This window comes from Streptomyces sp. NPDC003379 (genome assembly GCF_053589195.1).
The window spans coordinates 101,437-121,933 of the sequence record NZ_JBSFRK010000025.1; the positions used below are offsets into that span (position 1 = coordinate 101,437).

Consider the following 20,497-nt stretch of genomic DNA (forward strand, 5'->3'; position numbering starts at 1 on the left):
CGTCGACGAGTCGGCGCACGCGCCGGTCACTCCCATCGGAACCAGCGCGTGGCCCCGGCCGACAGGGCCACGGTCCACAGCGCGAGGACACCCAGGTGGACCCAGCCGGGCCAGTCGCCGGCGGCGGCGTCGCTCAGGGCCTGGGAGGCGGCGCCGAGCGGGGTGGCCTCCACGGCGCGGGCGAGCGCGTCGGGCATCGCCTGCACCGGCAGCCAGACGCCCGCGCTGAACATCATCGGGAAGAAGACGGCGGAGCCGATCGCGGTCGCCGCCTTGGTGGTGGGCGCGATCGCCGAGACCAGGGCGCCCAGCGCGAGCCCGCACAGGACGGCGAGGACGAGCGCGAGGGCGTATCCGAATCCCTGGCGCGGCAGCGCCACGTCGAAGGCGAGGCGGCCGACGGCCAGCGAGAGCAGGGACGAGGCGAGGGCGGCCGCGCCGTGGATGCCCATCTGCGCGCCGAGCACGGCGGAGGGGCGCACCGGTGTGGTGGACATGCGGCGCAGGATGCCGCTTTCGCGGTAGCCGGTGATGAGCGGCGGCATGGCTTGTACGCCCGCCATGATCAGGGAGAGCAGCACGGCGACGGGGACGTACGCGTCGACCATCCTGAGCCCACCGAGCGAGTCGGCGGGCTCCCGGAAGGAGGGGATGGAGCCGAGGATCGCCAGGAGGAGGGTGGGGAACGCCATGGTCCAGAAGATGGTGCCCGGTTCGCGGCGGAAGAGGCGGAACTCGGTCCTGGCGACGGCCTGCGCGGGGTTGGCCTTGGTGGAGGTCATGCCGATGCTCCCGTGAGGTCGAGGAACGCGTCGTCCAATGTCGCGTCGGCGACCCGGAGCTGGTGGGCGGTGATGTGGTGCCGTGCGAGCAGGGTGATGGCGGCGTCGACGGTCTCGTCGGTGCCGTGCAGGGTGTAGCGGCCGTCCCGGAGCTCGACGGAGGTGACCGCGGGCAGCGCCGCGAGCGCGCCTTCGTCGAGCGGCGCGGACGGTGTGAACGACATGACGGTGGAGTTCGCGGACCGGCTGATCAGACCCGCCGGGGTGTCCAGGGCGGCGACGCGGCCCCGGTCGATGACCGCGACGCGGTCGCAGAGGCGCTGGGCCTCCTCCATGAAGTGCGTGACCAGCAGGACGGTGACGCCGCTGTCGCGTACGTCCTCGATGAGCTGCCAGGTGTCGCGGCGGGCGCGCGGGTCGAGGCCGGTGGTCAGCTCGTCGAATACGACGACCTTCGGGTTGCCGATCAAGGCGAGCGCGATGAACAGGCGCTGCTTCTGGCCGCCGGAGAGCTTGCCGAAGCGGTTGTCGAGCTTGTCGGTCAGGCGCAGGCGTTCGGCGAGCGGCCGCCAGTCGGCGGGGTTCGGGTAGAACGCGGCGTACAGACCGAGGGCCTCGCGGACGGTGAGCTTCGGCTGGAGCCGACTCTGCTGGAGCTGCGCGCCGAGGACGCGGGTGAGGCGTTCGTGGTCGGTGACCGGGTCGAGGCCCGCGACGCGGACGGCCCCGGAGTCCGGGACGCGCAGGCCCTCGACGCACTCGACGGTGGTGGTCTTGCCCGCGCCGTTCGGGCCGAGGACGCCGAAGATCTCGCCCTCCTCGACGGTGAAGGAGACGCCGTCGACGACGGTCCGGCCGCCGTAGGCCTTCTTGAGTCCGTGCACTTCGATGAGGGGCATGTCCCGAGAATCGCTGGTGGGCGGGGGTACGGGCATCGCCCATCGCGCTCGAAGGGACATCAGCCGATCGGTTGATGGCGGGGGTACGACCCCTGGGCCGCTCCCCGGGACTTACGACCATCGGAGTACCCCGTAGGGTCCGAAACTCGGTGGGCTCTGTCAGTGGCGATCCGTAGGCTCGCTCTTGATGCCGAAATCAGATGCCCCCACCAAGGATCGGTCCACCGTACGGGTACTGCTGCGTCTGTGGCCGTATGTGCGGCCGGTCCGAACCCGCCTGATCGTGGCGGCGGTTGTCGCGGTCGTCGCGTCCTGCACGGGGCTGGTCCTCCCCCTCGTACTGAAGTGGATGGTGGACGGCCCGGTGGCCGACGGGGACGGGGCGGGGGTGTGGCTCGGGGCGCTCCTGCTGCTTCTGCTGGGTGTGACGGAGGCGCTGCTCTTCGGGCTGCGGCGGTGGCTCGTCGCGCGGCCGCTGGCGAGCGTGGAGGCGTCGATGCGGGCGGATCTCTTCCGCCATCTGCAACGGCTGCCGGTGGCCTTCCACGACCGGTGGGCGTCGGGGCAGTTGCTCTCGCGCGGCACCACGGATCTGATGCTGCTGCGTATGTTCCTCGCGTTCCCGCTGACGTTCCTGCTGGTCAATGGGGCGACGATCGTGGTCGGCGTGGCCATCCTGCTCGGGCAGGACTTCACGCTCGGCCTGGTGCTGCTCGCGCCCGTGGCGCCGATGGTGATCGTGTGCGCGTACTACGAAGGGCGGTACACCGCGGTGGCGCGGCGCGCGCAGGACCAGGTCGGCGATCTGACGACGGTCGTCGAGGAGAGCGTGCTCGGCATCCGCATCATCAAGGGCTTCGGCCGCCACCGCAGCCAGGCACGGGCGTTCCGCGAGCTGTCGCACACCCTGCGGGGCACGGAGCTGGCCAAGGCGCGGATCCTCGCGGCGGTCAACGCCGTGATCATGGCACTTCCGGAGGCCGCGATCGGGGCGGCGCTCGTCCTCGGCACGGTGCGGGTCGCTGACGGCGACCTGTCGGCGGGCACGCTGGTCGCCTTCCTGTCGACGGCACTGGCGCTGCGCTGGCCGGTGGAGTCGATCGGCTTCCTGCTGGCGATGAGCCAGGAGTCGGCGACGGCCACGGAGCGGTACTTCGAGGTGATGGACGCGGAGCCGGAGGAACCCGCCGTTGCCGGGGCCGCCGCCACCGCTGCCGCCACCGCTGCCGCTGCCGCCACTGCCTCCTCCTCCGCCTCCGCCGCCTCGTCCCTCGCCACCTCCTCCTCCGCCTCCTCCGCCTCCACCGCCTCGCCGCTCGCCACCTCCGCCGCCTCCCTCGCCCCCGCCCCCTCCGCCGCCGCGGGAGACGGCGGGCTCCGGTTCCACGGCGTGGAGTTCGCCTATCCCGACGCCCCGCCGGGCGCGCCCCCGGTCCTGAGCCGTATCGACCTCCATATCCGCCCCGGCGAGACCATGGCCTTGGTCGGCTCGACCGGCAGCGGCAAGACGACGCTCACCGCGCTGGTGCCACGGCTGCACGAGGTGACCGGCGGGCGCATCACCCTGGACGGCGAGGACATCGCGGCGATGGACCGCGAGCGCCTGCGCACGCTGGTGGCGGTCGCCTTCGAGGAGCCCACGCTGTTCTCGGCGACGGTCGGCGAGAACGTCCTGATGGGCGCCGAAGAGGGCGCCGACGGCGCCGAGTTGGGCCGCGCCCTGGACGTCGCGCAGGCCGACTTCGCGCACGCCCTGCCCCAGGGCACCGGCACGCAGGTCGGCGAGCAGGGCCTGAGCCTGTCCGGCGGCCAGCGCCAGCGCCTCGCGCTGGCCCGCGCGGTCGTGGGCCGCCCCCGCTTCCTGGTCCTGGACGACCCGCTCTCCGCGCTCGACGTCCACACGGAGGCACTGGTGGAGGCGGCGCTGCGGCGGGTCCTCGCGGACACGACCGCGCTGATCGTCGCCCACCGCCCCTCCACGGTGCAGCTCGCCGACCGTGTCGCGCTGCTCTCCGGCGGCCGCGTCACCGCCGTCGGCACCCACCAGGAACTGCTGCGGGAGAACGCGGAGTACGCCTGGCTGATGTCCGGAGCCGACACCCACCACACTGCCGAGGAGGCTGCCCGATGACCACCTCGTCGACGTCCACGTCACGGACCGCGGAACCGCAGCGGCCGGAGCCTGCCGACGACCGTGCCCCGGATGCCGTACTCCACAAGCCGGTCGGCCCCGAAGACCCGTTCGACAAGGACGATCTGCCCACGCCGCCCGGCGCCACCCGCGCGCTTCTGCGCTCGCTGCTCTCGCCGCTGCGCGCCCGCGTCGTCCTGGCCGCCGTGCTGCTGCTCGTGCAGCAGGCCGTCGTGCAGGCCGGACCGCTGCTCGTCGCGTACGCCATCGACCGGGGCGTGCCCGCCGTACGCGCCGACGACTACGGCCCGCTGATCGCGGTCGCCGTCGGCTATCTGCTCTGCGCGGGGGCGGCGGGCGCCCTGCAGTACGCCTTCATCGTCGCCTCCGCGCGCGTCAACCAGGACGTGCTGCTCGATCTGCGCGGCCGCATCTTCCGGCACGCGCAGGCGCTCAGCGTCGACTTCCACGAGCGGTACACCTCGGGACGGCTGATCTCCCGCTCCACCACCGACGTGGAGTCGCTGCGCGAACTGCTCAGCGAGGGCCTCCAGGAACTCATCACCGTCCTGCTCTCCTTCGTCTGCATCTCGGCGATGCTGCTCTGGCTCGACATGGGCCTCGGCGCGCTGGCGGTGGCATCCTTCGTGCCGCTCTATCTCCTCGTACGCCTCTACCAGCGGCGCGCCGGGGCGATGTTTCGCGACCGCTCGACCGCGATCGCCGCCGTCATCGTGAAGTTCGCGGAGACCATGAACGGCATCCGGCCGGTGCGGGCCTTCCGCAGGGAGCGGACGAACGACGCGGAGTTCGCCGTGCTCAACCGCCGGCACGAGCGGGTCAACGGTGCCGCGATGCTGGAGATGGCCCGCTATGTGGTCGGCTCGCGGCTCGTCGCGAATGTCGCCGTCGCCGCCATCGTCCTGTGGGGCGCGCACCGCGTGGCGGACGGCGGGCTCGCGCTCGGCGTGCTGGCCGCCGCCGTGCTCTATCTGCGGCGGCTGTACGACCCGATCGACCGGCTCGGCATGTTCCTCAACTCCTACCAGTCGGCGGCGGCGTCCCTGGAGAAGATCGCGGGGCTGCTCGCCCAGACCCCGACCGTGCCCGAGCCGGAGGCGGCCGCCGCGCGTCCGCTGCCCGCGTCGGATGCGGCGCACCCGGGCCGCGAGGTGCGGTTCGACGGGGTGCGGTTCGCGTACCGCACGGGCGGTGAGGTGCTGCCCCGCTTCGATCTCACGCTGCCGGCCGGGCAGACCGTCGCCGTGGTCGGCTCGACCGGCGCGGGCAAGTCCACGCTGGCCAAGCTGCTCGCCCGCTTCTACGACCCCACGGAGGGCCGCGTCCTGCTCGACGGCGTCGACCTGCGGGAGCTGGCGGTCGCCGAGCTGCGGCGCGGGGTCGTCATGGTGACGCAGGAGGCGTTCCTGTTCTCCGGGACCGTCGCCGAGAACATCGCGATCGGCCGCCCCGACGCCACCCGCGAGGAGATCGAACGCGCCGCCGAGGCCATCGGCGCCCACGACTTCATCGCGTCGCTGCCGGACGGGTACGACACGGACGTACGCAAGCGCGGTGGCCGGATCTCGGCGGGCCAGCGCCAGCTGGTGGCCTTCGCACGGGCGCTCCTCGCCGACCCGGCGGTCCTGATCCTCGACGAGGCGACCAGCTCCCTGGACATCCCCGGGGAGCGGGCCGTGCAGCGCGCCATGCACACGGTCCTGCACGGCCGCACCGCCGTGGTGATCGCCCACCGCCTCTCCACGGTGGAGATCGCCGACCGGGTGCTCGTCATGGAGCACGGCCGCGTCGTGGAGGACGGCAGCCCGGCCCAACTCGTCGCGGACACAGGGTCGTTCGCGGACCTGCACCGTGCGTGGCGGGAGAGCGTGGTGAGCTGAGCGGTCAGCCGGAGGCAGCCCCTGGAGCCATGTGCGGGCGACCTCCGGATACCGAACGTGCGCCACCGGCCAACGGACTGATTCCGGCCAACTCTTGATGCGCTCCTGACAGGAACAGTCCTCCGGTGTCACTCTTCCCCTCGACCGCCGCACGGTTTTCAACAACGCGACGGTTTCTCGTGCACTGCCTGTCATGCCTGCGACACCCGCAACGCCCGCGACACCCGCAAGACCCGTTGTGCACCGCCCAGTTCTGCGTACCGCCTTGCTCTGCCCGGACAGCGATCCAGCCGTCCGGTAGCTCTGGCCGCGCACCGCCGCGGCCGCGCAGAAGGAGTCCGTGTTGAGAAGCACCTCCCACAGACGTGTCGCCGCCGCCGGCGCCCTCTCCGCAGTCGCCGCCCTGCTGGCCGTCGCCGTCCAGGCGGCCCCCGCGTCGGCCGACGGCCCCGCGGCGAAGGCCGCCCCCGCCGCGGCCCAGAAGCTCGGCAAGGTCGACCCCGGGGCGCTCGCCGCCAAGCTCTCCCCCGCCCAGCGCGCGGAGCTCATCCGCGACGCCAACGCCACCAAGGCGGACACCGCCGAGGACCTGGGCCTGGGCGCCAAGGAGAAGCTCGTCGTCCGCGACGTCACCAAGGACCGTGACGGCACGGTCCACACCCGCTACGAGCGCACCTACGACGGTCTGCCCGTCCTCGGCGGCGACCTGGTCGTCGACACCGCGAAGTCGGGAAGGACCGAGGGCGTCACCAAGGCCGCCAAGGCGCGGCTCAAGGGCATCGACATGAGCGCCGAGGTCAAGGCGTCGGCCGCGGAGAAGCAGGCGCTGGGCGCCGCGAAGGCCGAGGGCTCGAAGAAGACCGACGCGGACCGGGCGCCGCGCAAGGTCGTGTGGATGGCCAAGGGCCGGCCGGTCCTCGCGTACGAGACCGTGGTCGGCGGTCTCCAGCACGACGGCACGCCGAACGAGCTGCACGTCGTCACCGACGCCGCCACCGGCAAGAAGCTCTTCCAATGGCAGGGCATCGAGAACGGCACGGGCAACACGCAGTACAGCGGCCAAGTGCCCCTGGGGACTGCCCAGTCGGGCTCGAACTACACCCTCACCGACACCACCCGCGGCAACCACAAGACGTACAACCTGAACCGCGCCACGTCCGGCACCGGCACCCTCTTCTCGGGCGCCGACGACGTGTGGGGCAACGGCCTGCCCGCCAACCTGGAGACCGCGGGCGCCGACGCCCACTACGGCGCCGCGCTGACGTGGGACTACTACAAGAACGTGCATGGCCGCAGCGGCATCCGCGGTGACGGCGTCGGCGCGTCCTCGCGGGTCCACTACGGCAACAACTACGTCAACGCCTTCTGGTCGGACGGCTGCTTCTGCATGACGTACGGCGACGGCGCGGGCAACGCCAAGCCGCTGACCTCCATCGACGTGGCGGCCCACGAGATGACGCACGGCGTGACGGCCGCGACCGGCAACATGACCTACAGCGGCGAGTCCGGCGGCCTGAACGAGGCCACCTCGGACATCTTCGCGGCGGCCGTCGAGTTCGGCGCCAACAACGCCCAGGACAAGGGCGACTACCTCGTCGGCGAGAAGATCGACATCAACAGCGACGGCACCCCGCTGCGCTACATGGACAAGCCGAGCAAGGACGGCTCGTCCAAGGACTCGTGGTACTCGGGCATCGGCAACATAGACGTGCACCACTCGTCGGGTGTCGCCAACCACTTCTACTACCTGCTGAGCGAGGGCAGCGGCAAGAAGGAGATCAACGGCGTCCCGTACGACTCGCCGACCTCCGACGGCCTGCCGGTGACCGGCATCGGCCGGGACAAGGCGTCGCTGATCTGGTTCAAGGCGCTCACCACGAAGTTCACGACCACGACCAACTACGCGGCTGCCCGCACCGGGACGCTCGCGGTGGCCGGTGAGCTGTACGGCACGACGAGCACCGAGTACAAGGCCGTCGCCCACGCCTGGGCCGCGGTGAACGTCGGCGCCCGCCCCGGTGGCGAGGAGCCCGGTGGCACCTCCTTCGAGAACACCACGGACGTCTCCATTCCGGACAACGGCGCCGCGGTCACCTCTCCTGTCAACGTCACCGGCCGCACCGGCAACGCGCCCAGCGCCCTGAAGGTCGGCGTCGACATCGTGCACACCTGGCGCGGTGACCTCCAGGTCGATCTGGTGGCCCCGGACGGCACGGCGTACCGCCTGAAGAGCACCAGTTCCTCGGACTCGGCGGACAACGTCAAGGAGACCTACACGGTCGACGCCTCCTCCGAGGTGGCCAACGGCGCCTGGAAGCTGAAGGTCCAGGACAAGGCCGCGCAGGACACCGGTTACATCAACAGCTGGAAGGTCACCTTCCCGTAAGTCACCTTCCCGTAGGCCCCGCCCAGCACGGAAGTTCTGATCAGCACCGAGACACGCCACCGCCCCGGGTGATCAAATCCCCGGGGCGGTGCGCGCGTTCCGGGGGACCCGCCCGTTCAGGCTTCCAGGGACCCGCCCGTTCAGGCCCCGTTCGCATTTCGTATGTTGACCACCGCTCAACGGTTCATTTCCGGCCAATAACGCGTCAGAACCCTGACATGCACCTGGCTCGAATGACACGCTTCCCCGCACCCCTCGCAAAAGGAGCCCGCGTGACCCCCCAGATATCCCGTAAGCGTTCGACGCTCGTGATCGCCACCGCCGTCGCCGCCGGAGCGCTGCTCACCGCCGGACTGACCACCGGCGCCTCCGCCCAGCCGGACAAGAACGCCGCCGCCTCCGGCGCGCCCGACGCCCTGTCGACGTCGGCCCGCGCGGCCCTCCTCCAGGACGCGAACGCCGACAGATCGGCGACCGCCGACCGGATCGGTCTCGACGCCAAGGAGAAGCTCGTCGTCCGCGACGTCGTCAAGGACGCCGACGGCACCACCCACACCCGCTACGAGCGCACCTACGACGGCCTGCCCGTCCTCGGCGGCGACCTCGTCGTGCACACCGCGAAGAGCGGCGAGGTGAAGGGCGTCACCAAGGCGACCGAGGCGTCCGTGAAGGTCCCCTCCACCGACGCGAAGCTGGCCAAGTCCTCCGTCGCGAAGTCCGCCGAGTCGACCGCCGCGAAGGCGAAGACCGCGCAGGCCGACGCGCGGACCCCGCGCAAGGTGATCTGGGCCGCCTCCGGCAAGCCCGTCCTCGCGTACGAGACGGTCGTCACCGGCGTACAGAAGGACGGCACGCCGAGCAGGCTGCACGTCATCACGGACGCCGCGACCGGCAAGAAGCTCTTCCAGCACCAGGACATCGAGACCGGCACCGGCAACAGCCAGTACAGCGGCAAGGTCAAGGTCGGCTCGAAGAAGGTCGGAAGCGGCTACGAGCTGACCGACAAGACTCGCGGTGGCCACCGCACCTTCGACATGAAGCACGCGGAGAGCGGTTCGGGCAAGCTCTTCAAGGACGCCAACGACGTCTGGGGCAACGGCAAGCCCTCAAACGTGCAGACCGCCGCCGTCGACGCCGCCTACGGCGCCCAGCTCACCTGGGACTACTACAAGTCGGTGCACGGCCGCAAGGGCATCAACGGCGACGGCAAGGGCGCGACCTCGCGGGTCCACTTCGGCAACAACTTCGTCAACGCCTTCTGGGACGACAGCTGCTTCTGCATGACGTACGGCGACGGCGCGGGCAACAAGAAGCCCCTCACCTCGATCGACGTCGCGGCGCACGAGATGACGCACGGCGTCACCTCGGCGACCGGCAACATGGAGTACAGCGGTGAGTCCGGCGGCCTCAACGAGGCCACCTCGGACATCTTCGCCGCCGCCGTGGAGTTCAGGGCCAAGAACTCCAAGGACGTCGGCGACTACCTCATCGGCGAGAAGATCGACATCAACGGCGACGGCTCCCCGCTGCGCTACATGGACAAGCCGAGCAAGGACGGCGCCTCCCTGGACAAGTGGCGCGCCGGCGCCGGGAACGTCGACGTCCACTACTCCTCGGGCATCGCCAACCACTTCTTCTACCTGCTGTCCGAGGGCAGCGGCAAGAAGCGGATCAACGGCGTCCAGTACAACTCGCCGACCGCCGACGGCTCCAAGGTCCTCGGCATCGGGCGCGGCAAGGCCGAGAAGATCTGGTTCAGGGCCCTGACGCGGTACTTCACGTCGACCACCAACTACAAGGCGGCCCGTAAGGGCACGCTGCGCGCCGCGAAGGACCTTTACGGCGCGAACTCCACCGAGTACAAGCGTGTGGCGGCGGCCTGGGCCGGCGTCAACGTCAAGTAGTCACGTAGTCAAGTAGCAAACGGGCGGCTCCCCGTGCCCCGCGAGGGGCGCGGGGAGCCGCGCGCTCAGCCGCAGGCGGCCCGCGGAAGGGTCACCGCATCAGCACCCCCGCCTCTTCCCCCGTGGCCTCCGAAGGGCCCGCCACCAGCCCCAGCTCGGCCCCGCCGCTCAGCAGCCGGTGCGAGGGCAGAATCCGTACCGTGTAGCCGAACGGCCCCGTCCGGTCCAGGGCGAGCGGCCCCTCGTACACCCGGCGCCCCTCCTGGTCGGGCCCACTGACCGGCTTCAGCGGCACCGGAGAGGCATCGGCGAGGTGATCCTCAGGATCCACCCGCCCCGCGACGGCCTGCACCTCCACGTCGTCCGGCGTCAGCTCCCCCAGATGCACCCGCACACGCACGGACAGCGTGGCACCCAGTTCGGCGGTGGCGCCGGTCGCCGACGCCTCCACGTGGTCGACGGCGACACGCGGCCAGGCGGCGCGGACGCGGGCCTTCCAGGCGGCCAGTTCGACGGCGGCCGTGACGTCGAGCGCGCGATGGGCGTGGGCGGCGGGGACGTACAGCTCCTCGACGTACTCGCGGACCATACGGCCCGCGAGGACCTTCGGGCCGAGCCGGGTCAGGGTCCTGCGGACCATCTCGATCCACCGGTCGGGCAGGCCGCCGGGGCCCCGCTCGTAGAAGCGGGGGGCGATGCGGCGCTCCAGGAGGTCGTAGAGTGCGGCGGCCTCCAGGTCGTCGCGGCGGTCGTCGTCGGTGGCGGCGCCGTCCGCCGTGGGGATGGCCCAGCCGAAGTCGGGCTCGAACCACTCGTCCCACCAGCCGTCGAGGACGGACAGGTTGAGGCAGCCGTTGAGGGCCGCCTTCATGCCACTCGTGCCGCACGCCTCCAGGGGCCTGAGCGGATTGTTCAGCCAGACGTCGCACCCCGGGTAGAGCTTCTGCGCCATCGCCATGCCGTAGTCCGGCAGGAACACCACGCGGTGGCGCACCCGTGGGTCGTCGGTGAAGCGCACCAGCTCCTGGATGAGCCGCTTGCCGCCGTCGTCCGCCGGGTGGGCCTTGCCCGCGACGACGATCTGGAGGGGCCGCTCCGGGTGGGTGAGCAGCTCCATGAGCCGGTCCCGGTCGCGCAGCATGAGCGTAAGCCTCTTGTACGAGGGGACGCGGCGCGCGAAGCCGACGGTGAGGACGTCGGGGTCGAGGACCTCGTCGATCCAGCCCAGCTCGGCGGTGGCGGCGCCGCGCTGGCGCCAGGAGGCGTGCAGGCGCCGCCTGACCTCGTCGACCAGCTGGCCGCGCAGGGTGCGGCGCAGCTCCCAGATGTCGGTGTCCTGGATGTCGGCCACCGCGTCCCAGCGGTCGGAGCCGCCCACCGACAGGGCGTGTTCGGTGCGCCGCTCGCCGATCTGGCGGGCGCCGAGCGCGAGGACCTCGGGGGCGACCCAGGTGGGGGCGTGCACGCCGTTGGTGACGGAGGTGATCGGGACCTCCTCGGGGTCGAAGCCCGGCCACAGGCCCGCGAACATCTCGCGGCTCACCGCGCCGTGCAGCGTGGAGACGCCGTTGGCGCGGCTGCCGAGGCGCAGGCCCATCACCGCCATGTTGAAGAGGTTGGGCTCGCCTCCCGGGTACGTCTCCATGCCGAGCCGCAGGATGTCGCCGACGTCGATGCGGGGCAGCTCTGCGGCGGGCCCGAAGTGGTGGGCGACCAGTTCGCGGTCGAAGCGATCGATGCCGGCGGGGACGGGGGTGTGGGTGGTGAAGACGGTCCCGGCGCGGACCGCTTCGAGGGCGGCGTCGTAGTCGACGCCCTCGAAGGCCAGTTCGTGAATGCGTTCGAGTCCCTGGAAGCCGGCATGGCCCTCGTTGGTGTGGAAGACCTCCGGTTCTGGGTGGCCGGTCAGTCGGCAGTACGTGCGTACGGCGCGGATGCCTCCGATGCCGAGGAGCATCTCCTGGAGCAGCCGGTGCTCGCTGCCGCCGCCGTAGAGGCGGTCGGTGACGTCGCGCTCGCCGGGGTCGTTCTCCTCGACGTCGGAGTCGAGCAGGAGCAGCGGCACGCGGCCGACCTGCGCCTGCCACACGTGGGCGCGCAGCGAGCGCCCGCCGGGCAGGGCGAGCGCCACCCGGGCGGGCGTGCCGTCGGGCTCGCGGAGCAGGGCGACGGGGAGTTCGTTCGGGTCCAGGACCGGATAGTGCTCCTGCTGCCAGGCGTCGCGGGACAGCGACTGGCGGAAGTAGCCGTGCCGGTAGAGCAGCCCGACGCCGATGAGCGGCACGCCGAGGTCGCTTGCGGCCTTCAGATGGTCCCCGGCGAGGATGCCGAGGCCGCCGGAGTACTGCGGCAGGGCGGCGGTGATGCCGAACTCCGGCGAGAAGTACGCGACGGCGCGCGGCGGCTGCCCGTGCCCCCCTGCCTGCTCCTGGTACCAGCGCTCTCCGGTGACGTACTCGCGCAGGTCGTCGGCGGCCTCGCCGAGGCGCCGCAGGAAGTCCTCGTCACGGGCCAGCTCGGCGAGGCGTGCGGACGGCACGCCGCCGAGCAGCCGCACCGGGTCGCAGCCGGACGCCTCCCACAGGCCGGGGTCGACGGACCGGAAGAGTTCGCGGGTGCGCGGATGCCAGGACCAGCGCAGGTTGCGGGCCAGCTCGGCGAGCTGACCGAGGGGGTCGGGAAGGGCGGGACGTACGGTGAAACGACGGATTGCCTTCACGGTCTCCACCTTCGCGGGGATTCGCGGGGATTCACGGGGATGCAGCACATATCGACCTACGCGACACGAAGGTAGCGGCGGCCCGCCTCCCGCCACCACGGCGCACAGGGCGCACGTCCATCGGTCCGGCGGCCCGGCTGTAATCTCTGTGCTCTGTGAACTGCCGTCGCGTCACGCGAATTGACAACGGAAACACGGGGGGCGGGGCTCATGATCGGCCGGTTGCGGGAGTCCTCGCCGCTGCGGGTGGGGCCGTACGAGACGCTGGCCCGGCTCGGTTCGGGCGGCATGGGCGAGGTCTTCCTGGCCACGCCGGGGCCGTACGAAACGGACGCGCTCGTCGCCGTGAAGGCGATCCGCGAGGACATCGCGGGCGACGCCGCCTTCCGGGCCCGTTTTCGGCGCGAGACAGCGGTGGCGGCGTCCGTCGACAGCCCCTGTGTCGCGCGCCTCGTCGCGGGTGACGCCGACGCGGCACAGCCGTGGCTCGCCACGGAGTACGTCCCCGGGCCGGACCTCGCCGAAGCCGTACGGCGGCACGGCGCGCTGCCCGTCGCGTCCGTCGCCGCGCTCGGCGCCGGGGTGGCCCGCGCGCTGGCGGCCGTGCACGCGGCGGGCGCCCTGCACCGTGACCTGAAGCCCGCGAACGTGCTGCTCGGCGCGGCGGGGCCCAAGCTCATCGACTTCGGCGTGGCGCGGGCGCTCGGCGCGACCACCATGACGTCGACGGGCCTGCTCGTGGGCACGCCCGGCTTCATGTCCCCCGAGCACGTGGCGGGCGGCCGCCATGTGGTGGCCGCCTCCGACGTGTTCTGCCTCGGCTCGCTCCTGGCCTACGCGGCGTCCGGCAGCGACCCGTTCGGGGGCGGCCCGGTGGCGGCGGTCCTGTACCGCGTGTCCCGCGCCGAGGCGGAACTGTCCTCAGTGCCGGAGCAGTTGCGCGACCTCATCGCCTCCTGCCTGGCACGGGACCCGGCCCAGCGGCCGGAGCCGGGGGAGGTGGCGTCACGGTTGGCTGCGCTGGGGAGCGGGGGTGGTGGCGTGGAACCCGGCAGCGGCCCCGAAGGGGCGGCGCCGTGGCCCGGTGCCGTGCTCGTCGACATCGCCGGCGTGCGGCGTGACGCCGAGCAACTGTGTGCCTCGGGGCGGCCTCTGCTGCCCCTGCCCGCGCCGCCGGCCGGGCCCGCGCACCCGCCGACGCAGACGCCCACTCAGACCCCGGCCGCGCCCGGCGGCCCGGAGCTGCACGGGCTGCACGGGCTGCACGGACTGCACGGGCTGCACGGGCTGCCCACCATGAGTTCCGCACCGCCCGCGCCACCCGTGCCGCCGTCCCGCCGTGGCGTCGGGCGACGCGGCGCCATCGTCACCGTTCTCGCCGTGGCCGTCGCGGGCGCCGCTGTCGGTGCGCTGCTCGCCCTGCGCGGGGGTGACCCGGGTTCCGGGGAGGGCGGCGCGGGGAGTGGCTCCGCCAGTGGTGGGGGCGAGGCGCCCGGCGCCCGGAGTCCGGGCGCCGACAAGCCCTCCCTGTCCCCCGCCCAGCTCATCGCCCGCGCGGGCGTCGACGCGTCCGGCACCGCCGACCGCAGCGGCCAGGTCCCGCAGTACGAGGAGCAGCGCCCCCAGGGCTGGAAGCCGTGGCGGGCCGAGTTCGGGCACGCGCCGATGAGTTGCGCGGCCGACACCGGAGCTCTCGTCTGTCTGCTGACCAACGGCACGTACGAGGCGCGGGACGCCGCGGACGGGCACCGCCTGTGGACGTCGGACGGCCGCTCGGCGCGGGAGCGGGACAGGAACGGCGAGGCGTACATCGGCCCGACCGGGGCGTTCTTCATGCCGGGTGACGGCCTGAGACCCGTGGTGCGCGGCGGGACGGCCGTCATCACGTACAAGGGGCGTGTCCAGGTCCGCGACTCGCGGACCGGCGACGTGCGGTGGACCGTCGGCGCGCCCGCCGGCAAGAAGGTCACCTCGGCTCTGCTCACCGACGACCATCTGATCGTCTCCTCGGAGGGCACACCGGACAGCGCGGACGGCCCGACGGGCGCCACGGTCCAGGCGTTCCCGCGCGAGCGCGGCGGTGCCGCCGTATGGACGTACGACCTCGCCACCGAGTCCCTGGCCAAGGCCGAGCAGGGCAACTACACGGCGGAACTGGCGTACGACGGCGTCGTCTACGCGGATTCCAAGGCCGGCGTCATCGCGATCGACGAGAAGAAGGGCGACCGCGTGGGCGGCGTCCACGACGACGGCCAGTGCCGCGCCCTCATGGCCGACACGGCGTCGGACCGGCTCCTGTGCTCCCAGGTCATCGGCGACAGCGGCGACTTCGACGACCCGACCGCCGATCCCCAGACCCGCGTGACCGAGCTGGACCCCCGCACGCTCGCCGTCGAGGGGAAGTTCGGCTTCAAGGCCCCGCCGATCGGCGCCGACGGCCACCCGGGCCTGGACATCGTGGTGAGCGCGGTCGGCCCCCGCGCCGCCCTCGCGTACGACACGACGGGCGGCAAGCTCCTCGTCGCCGACCCGAGGAACGGCCGGATCACCCGCGAGGAACCGCTCACCGTCGTCGACCACCTCATCAAGCGCCCGGTCTCCTCCGGAGCACTGATCATCGGCGACCGTGCCGTGACCGCCGACAACACCACCCTGCGCGCGGTGCCGTTGACCGCGTCCGGCGAGGTACGCGAGGTCGCGGTCCCCGGCGCTCCCGGCAACCGCGACCCGAAGCCGCCCGAGGACACCGGCACGGTCGTCGCGGACCAGCCGAAGCCGCCGACGGTCCTGCCGCTGGGCGGAGTCGCCACGATCGTCTACGACCAGGGCACGGTCGTCTCGGTCGAGCTGCCCTCCTGAGCCCCACGCCCCGCACCCCGCGCCCCGCAGCCACCCTCCCTACGTACGACGCCCCTTGGAGGAGCCGTGCTCGACCCCCTGTCCGGGCCGCCGCGCCACGTCGGCCCGTACCGGCTGATCGCCCTCATCGGCGCGGGTGGCATGGGCGAGGTCTACCTCGCCCGCGAGCCACGGCCCGGCGCGCCGCTCGTCGCGGTCAAGACGGTGCGGCCCGACCTCGACATCGACCGGGAGTTCCGGACGCGTTTCCGCCGGGAGATCGCGGCGGTGCGCGCGGTGTCCGGGCCGGGCACGGCCGAGCTGCTCGACGCGGACGCGGACGCCGAGATCCCGTGGCTGGCGACGGAGTACGTCGCGGGGCCCTCGCTCGCGGAGACGGTGCGCCGGTGCGGGCCGCTGCCGGCCGACGCGGTGCGCGCGCTCGGCGCCGGTCTGGCCCGCGCGCTCGCCGCGGTGCACGCCGCGCAGGTCCTGCACCGCGACCTGAAGCCCGGCAACGTCCTCCTCACCCCCGAGGGTCCGACCCTCATCGACTTCGGCATCGCGCAGGCCTTCGACGCGACGGCGCTGACGACCGCCGGGATGGTCGTGGGCACGCCCGGTTTCATGGCGCCCGAGCAGATCGAGGGCAGCCACGCGGTGGTGCCCGCATCCGACGTGTTCACGCTGGGCGCGGTGCTGTGCTTCGCGGCGACGGGGCACGGCCCGTTCGACGACCCGGAACTGGCCTCGGTGATCTTCCGCATCGCGCAGGGCGACGCGGATGTCTCCGCCGTGCCCGAGGGCGTACGTGAGGTCGTCACCGACTGCCTTCGCCCGGCGCCCGGCGACCGGCCCACCGCGGCGGGCCTCGCCGACCGTCTGGCGGATGCCGCGGAGGCCGGTGTGCCCTGGCCGGCCCCGGTGCTCTCCCTCTTCGCCGAGCACCGGGAGGCGGTGGCTCGCTGCGAACGGGCGGTGGCGCGGGAGTCGTTCGCGGCGGCGGACACGGTTACAGGCACGGGGACGGGGACGGGCACGGGCGGTCCCGTCCCGCACCCCTCGGCCGCCCGTCGCCGCCGGCCCTGGATCCTCGCGGCGGCATTGGCAGCCGTCACGGTGACCCTGGCGGCGGTGCTGCTCCCCGGGAACGACGGGAACGACAGGAACGACGGGGGCGGCGGAAGCAGCGGCGGCACCGAGGCGGCCCGCAGCCCGGACGGCAAGGGCGGCAAGGGCGGCAAGGGCCAGGACAAGGGCCAGGGCAAAGGCAAGGCGAACGCGCCCCGCGTCGTCACCGAGTACGGAAACCCTGGCCGCACCGGCGACTTCGGCGCCGCGACGACCCGCGCCTCCGCCCGCCCCGAGGGCTGGAAGCCCTGGTCGGTGGCGCGCCCGAAGAGCCTGGACGACCAGGGCACCGGCTGTGTCCTGGTGGCGTCGACGCTGGTGTGCCGGGACGGCAAGGGCGCCGCGACGGCCCTGGACGCGGCGACCGGCGGCCACCGCTGGACGTCACGCGGCTTCCCGGTGAGCGGCGCCGATCTGCAGGGCGTCCAGACGCTGCCGCCCGAGAGCGACGGCGAGCGGGTGTACGTCCCCAGCGAGCGGGGCGTGATCGCGGTCGACCTCTCCTCGGGCACCGAACGCTGGCGCGAGCCGATGTCCAGCGACGCGGCGGTCATGGCGCTCACCTACGCCGACGGAGTCGTCTACACCGCGGAGTTCGGCTTCTCGGACGAGGTGACGGGCGTAGGGAAGGCACATGTCCGCGCCCGCCGGGCGAGCGACGGCCGGGAGCTGTGGAAGTCGCCGCGCCTGCCCGCCAAGGTGCAGCACGCGCTCCTGGTCAAGGGCGGCCGGCTGTACGCGGCGATCGAGGGCAAGGGTGTCCTGACCCTCTCCGCCAAGGACGGCAAGGTCGTCCGTAGCGCCCCGCGGCAGCCCTGTTCCGGCCTTCTCGCGTACCGCGCGTCCCTCCTGTGCTGGGGCGAGGACGCCCCCGGGGTCCGCGAGCTGGACCCCCGCACGCTGGCCACGCGCCGCACCCTGGCCCCTGGCCTGGAACCCGCGCTCCCGCCGGTCGTGGGCGAGGCGGGCGTCCTCGTCGTGACGACCCGCAACGCCGACCCCGACGACCCCGTCACGCACTACATGTCGGCCTTCGACTGGCGCACGGGCGGGCGCTTGTGGCGGTACGGCGCCCCACAGGACACCGCGACGGTGGCCCTGGCGGGCAAGCGGGTCCTCGCCGTGGGCCTGTACGAGATGTGGGGCCGCTCCACGGCCGACGACCTGGACTCGTACCGCAGGAAGAACATCCCCCTCCCCGACGGCGGGACGGAGTACGACGACCGCCGGCCGCTCGGCGCCGCCCTGTACGCGGGCGGCGCCCTCTTCGCCGCCACCGACGACGGCAGGATCATCTCGGGGTACGCGCCCTGACGTGCCTGACCACCGGGGGGCCGCGGCCACCCCGGCCGCTTTCGGCCATCACGGCACCGCGCCCACCGCTCCGGCCGGGGCTCCACGCCCGAGCCCCGGCGGCTCCGCCCTTCCCGGCTCGGCGCGGCGGTCCGCGGCCCGCGCTCCTCCCGGGCCCGCGGGGCATATGCGCCTGGCCCGTACCAAACAGTGCATTTTCGGACCGGCCACGCCCTCCGCGGCGGGGCCGGTCTTGCATGTGCCGTTACGCACTAGTAGTTAACAAAGCGCCGGATTGCCCACCCGGAGCGGGTGGGAAGGCTCCAGCGGTACGCACTCCGGCCCGCCGCGGTCGGCACGCACCACGGAACCTCTCCACACCCCCGTATCCGTGCACGCGGACAGGAGCGGTCAGACATGCCACTTGGCTCGACCCCGCAACCGACCATCCCCGTTCTGGACGTCCGGCCGGCCGTCCACTGCGGCCGAAAACCGGCGAAGGCGGTGCCGGGCGAGACGTTCCAGGTGAGCGCCACGGTCTTCCGCGAAGGCCATGAAGCGGTCGCCGCCAACGTCGTCCTGCGTGATCCCGAGGGGCGCCCGGGGCCCTGGACCCCGATGCGGGAGCTGGCGCCCGGCACCGACCGGTGGGGCGCGGACGTCACACCGGACGCCGAGGGACGCTGGACGTACGCCGTGGAGGCGTGGGGCGACCCCGTCTCGACCTGGCGGCACCACGCGCGGATCAAGATACCGGCGGGCCTCGACACGGACCTGGTCCTGGAGGAGGGCGCCCGCCTCCACGAACGGGCCGCCGCCGGGGTCCCCGAGGCCCAGCGGGCCGCCGTGCTCGGCGCGGCCGAGGCGCTGCGCGACCCGGGCCGCCCACCGGCGGCCCGGCTCGCCGCGGCCCTCACCCCCGAGGTCGAGTCGGTGCTCGCCCGCCACCCCTTGCGCGAACTCACGACTTCCTCACCGGAGTTCCCCCTCGTCGTGGAGCGGCGGCGGGCGCTTTTCGGGTCCTGGTACGAGTTCTTCCCCCGTTCGGAGGGTGCCGTCGTCCGTGAGGGGGCGGCGCCGGTGTCGGGGACGTTCCGCACGGCGGCCGAGCGGCTGCCCGCGGTCGCCGACATGGGTTTCGACGTGGTCTACCTGCCGCCGATCCACCCGATCGGCACCACGTTCCGCAAGGGCCCGAACAACTCCCTCTCCCCCGGCCCGTACGACGTGGGCGTGCCGTGGGCGATCGGTTCGCCGGAGGGCGGCCATGACGCCGTCCATCCGGACCTGGGGACCCTCGACGACTTCGACGCGTTCGTGCGGCGCGCGGGCGAGCTGGGTCTGGAGGTCGCGCTGGACTTCGCGTTGCAGTGTTCGCCGGATCATCCGTGGGTGGACAAGCACCCGGATTGGTTCCGGCACCGGGCGGACGGCTCCATCGCGTACGCGGAGAACCCGCCGAAGAAGTACCAGGACATCTATCCCCTGGCCTTCGACCGGGACATGCCGGGGCTGATCACCGAGACGGTGCGTCTGCTGCGGTTCTGGATGGGGCACGGGGTGCGGATCTTCCGCGTCGACAACCCCCACACCAAGCCCGTCGTGTTCTGGGAGGAGGTGATCGCCAAGATCAACGGCACCGACCCGGACGTGATCTTCCTCGCCGAGGCCTTCACCCGCCCCGCGATGCTGCACACCCTCGCGGCCATCGGCTTCCAGCAGTCGTACACGTACTTCACCTGGCGCAACACCAAGGAGGAACTCACCGACTACCTCCGGGAGTTGTCGGGAGAGACCGCGCACTTCCTGCGTCCGAACTTCTTCGTGAACACCCCGGACATCCTGCACGCCTACCTCCAGGACGGCGGCCGGCCCGCCTTCGAGACGCGCGCCGTGCTCGCCGCGACGCTGTCGCCCGCCTGGGGCGTCTACGCGGGCTTCGAGCTGTGCGAGAACACCCCCGTGCGGCCGGGCAGCGAGGAGTACCTGGACTCGGAGAAGTACCAACTACGGCCGCGCGACTGGGAATCCGCGGCCCGCAGCGGCGACACGATCGCCCCGCTCATCACCGAGCTGAACCGTGTCCGGCGGGCCAACCCCGCCCTCCAGCAACTGCGGGACCTGCACTTCCACCCCACGGACAAAGACGCGGTGATCGCCTACTCGAAGTCCGCCGAGGGCACGCACGGTTCGAACACGGTTCTGGTGGTGGCCAACCTCGACCCCCACCACACCCAGGAGGCAACGGTCTCGTTGGACATGCCGCAGCTCGGCCTCGAACGGCACGAGTCCGTGCCGGTGCGCGACGAGCTCACCGGCGAGACCTACCACTGGGGCAGGACCAACTATGTGCGCCTGGAGCCGGGCCACGCGCCCGCGCACATCTTCCGCGTCCTGCGACCGTCCTCACCGTCGATCGGAGGGTCACCCACACCATGATCGTCAATGAGCCCGTGCAGGACACCTTCGAGGACACGCCCACCAAGGACCGGCATCCCGACTGGTTCAAACGC

General features: G+C 72.5%; 10 protein-coding genes. 7 read left to right on the forward strand and 3 right to left on the reverse strand.

Going from position 1 to position 20,497, the window contains the following annotated elements:
• Positions 1 to 26: 26 nt before the first annotated feature.
• Complete coding sequence (locus ACWDVB_RS24500) at positions 27 to 782, reverse strand: ABC transporter permease (RefSeq protein WP_451516622.1); 756 nt, start codon at positions 780 to 782, stop codon at positions 27 to 29.
• The gene (locus tag ACWDVB_RS24505; protein WP_451516621.1) at positions 779 to 1,681 is read right to left on the reverse strand and encodes an ABC transporter ATP-binding protein; all 903 of its coding nucleotides are present in this window, start codon (positions 1,679 to 1,681) and stop codon (positions 779 to 781) included. The genes ACWDVB_RS24500 and ACWDVB_RS24505 overlap by 4 nt, the downstream gene beginning before the upstream one ends.
• 187 nt (positions 1,682 to 1,868) lie before the next feature.
• Here ACWDVB_RS24505 and ACWDVB_RS24510 point away from each other — a divergent pair, with 187 nt between their 5' ends.
• The 4 genes from ACWDVB_RS24510 to ACWDVB_RS24525 all read left to right on the forward strand — a co-directional run bounded on the left by ACWDVB_RS24510 (position 1,869) and on the right by ACWDVB_RS24525 (position 10,003).
• Entirely contained in the window at positions 1,869 to 3,812 is a 1,944-nt protein-coding gene (locus ACWDVB_RS24510) for an ABC transporter ATP-binding protein (RefSeq protein WP_451516620.1), read from the forward strand.
• Positions 3,809 to 5,713 (forward strand): ABC transporter ATP-binding protein, encoded by a 1,905-nt coding sequence (locus ACWDVB_RS24515; RefSeq protein ID WP_451516619.1) that lies wholly within the window; start codon positions 3,809 to 3,811, stop codon positions 5,711 to 5,713. The genes ACWDVB_RS24510 and ACWDVB_RS24515 overlap by 4 nt, the downstream gene beginning before the upstream one ends.
• A gap of 343 nt (positions 5,714 to 6,056) precedes the next feature.
• Positions 6,057 to 8,099 (forward strand): M4 family metallopeptidase, encoded by a 2,043-nt coding sequence (locus ACWDVB_RS24520; protein ID WP_451516618.1) that lies wholly within the window; start codon positions 6,057 to 6,059, stop codon positions 8,097 to 8,099.
• A 272-nt stretch (positions 8,100 to 8,371) separates the two neighbouring features.
• On the forward strand, positions 8,372 to 10,003 hold the full coding sequence (locus tag ACWDVB_RS24525; protein WP_451516617.1) for a M4 family metallopeptidase: 1,632 nt from the start codon (positions 8,372 to 8,374) through the stop codon (positions 10,001 to 10,003).
• A 91-nt stretch (positions 10,004 to 10,094) separates the two neighbouring features.
• On the opposite strand, the gene glgP is transcribed toward ACWDVB_RS24525, so the two are convergent.
• Complete coding sequence (gene glgP / locus ACWDVB_RS24530; RefSeq protein ID WP_451516616.1) at positions 10,095 to 12,722, reverse strand: alpha-glucan family phosphorylase; 2,628 nt, start codon at positions 12,720 to 12,722, stop codon at positions 10,095 to 10,097.
• Between the two features lie 210 nt (positions 12,723 to 12,932).
• Between glgP and ACWDVB_RS24535 the strand changes: the two genes are divergently transcribed.
• The 3 genes from ACWDVB_RS24535 (at position 12,933) to ACWDVB_RS24545 (ending at position 20,423) form a co-directional block, all read left to right on the forward strand.
• A complete protein-coding gene (locus ACWDVB_RS24535; protein ID WP_451516615.1) occupies positions 12,933 to 15,581 on the forward strand; it encodes a protein kinase domain-containing protein in 2,649 nt (882 codons plus the stop codon).
• A 66-nt stretch (positions 15,582 to 15,647) separates the two neighbouring features.
• The gene (locus ACWDVB_RS24540) at positions 15,648 to 18,005 is read left to right on the forward strand and encodes a protein kinase domain-containing protein (protein WP_451516614.1); all 2,358 of its coding nucleotides are present in this window, start codon (positions 15,648 to 15,650) and stop codon (positions 18,003 to 18,005) included.
• 396 nt (positions 18,006 to 18,401) lie between these two features.
• Positions 18,402 to 20,423, forward strand: coding sequence for an alpha-1,4-glucan--maltose-1-phosphate maltosyltransferase (locus ACWDVB_RS24545; RefSeq protein ID WP_451516613.1), 2,022 nt, complete (start codon positions 18,402 to 18,404; stop codon positions 20,421 to 20,423).
• The last annotated feature ends 74 nt before the right edge of the window (positions 20,424 to 20,497 follow it).

Bases quoted from the DNA above. Each gene is read 5' to 3' on its own strand.
- ACWDVB_RS24500 (WP_451516622.1), bottom strand. From the start codon at position 782: ATGACCTCCACCAAGGCCAACCCCGCGCAGGCCGTCGCCAGGACCGAG.
- ACWDVB_RS24505 (WP_451516621.1), bottom strand. From the start codon at position 1,681: ATGCCCCTCATCGAAGTGCACGGACTCAAGAAGGCCTACGGCGGCCGG.
- ACWDVB_RS24510 (WP_451516620.1), top strand. From the start codon at position 1,869: ATGCCGAAATCAGATGCCCCCACCAAGGATCGGTCCACCGTACGGGTA.
- ACWDVB_RS24515 (WP_451516619.1), top strand. From the start codon at position 3,809: ATGACCACCTCGTCGACGTCCACGTCACGGACCGCGGAACCGCAGCGG.
- ACWDVB_RS24535 (WP_451516615.1), top strand. From the start codon at position 12,933: ATGATCGGCCGGTTGCGGGAGTCCTCGCCGCTGCGGGTGGGGCCGTAC.
- ACWDVB_RS24545 (WP_451516613.1), top strand. From the start codon at position 18,402: ATGCCACTTGGCTCGACCCCGCAACCGACCATCCCCGTTCTGGACGTC.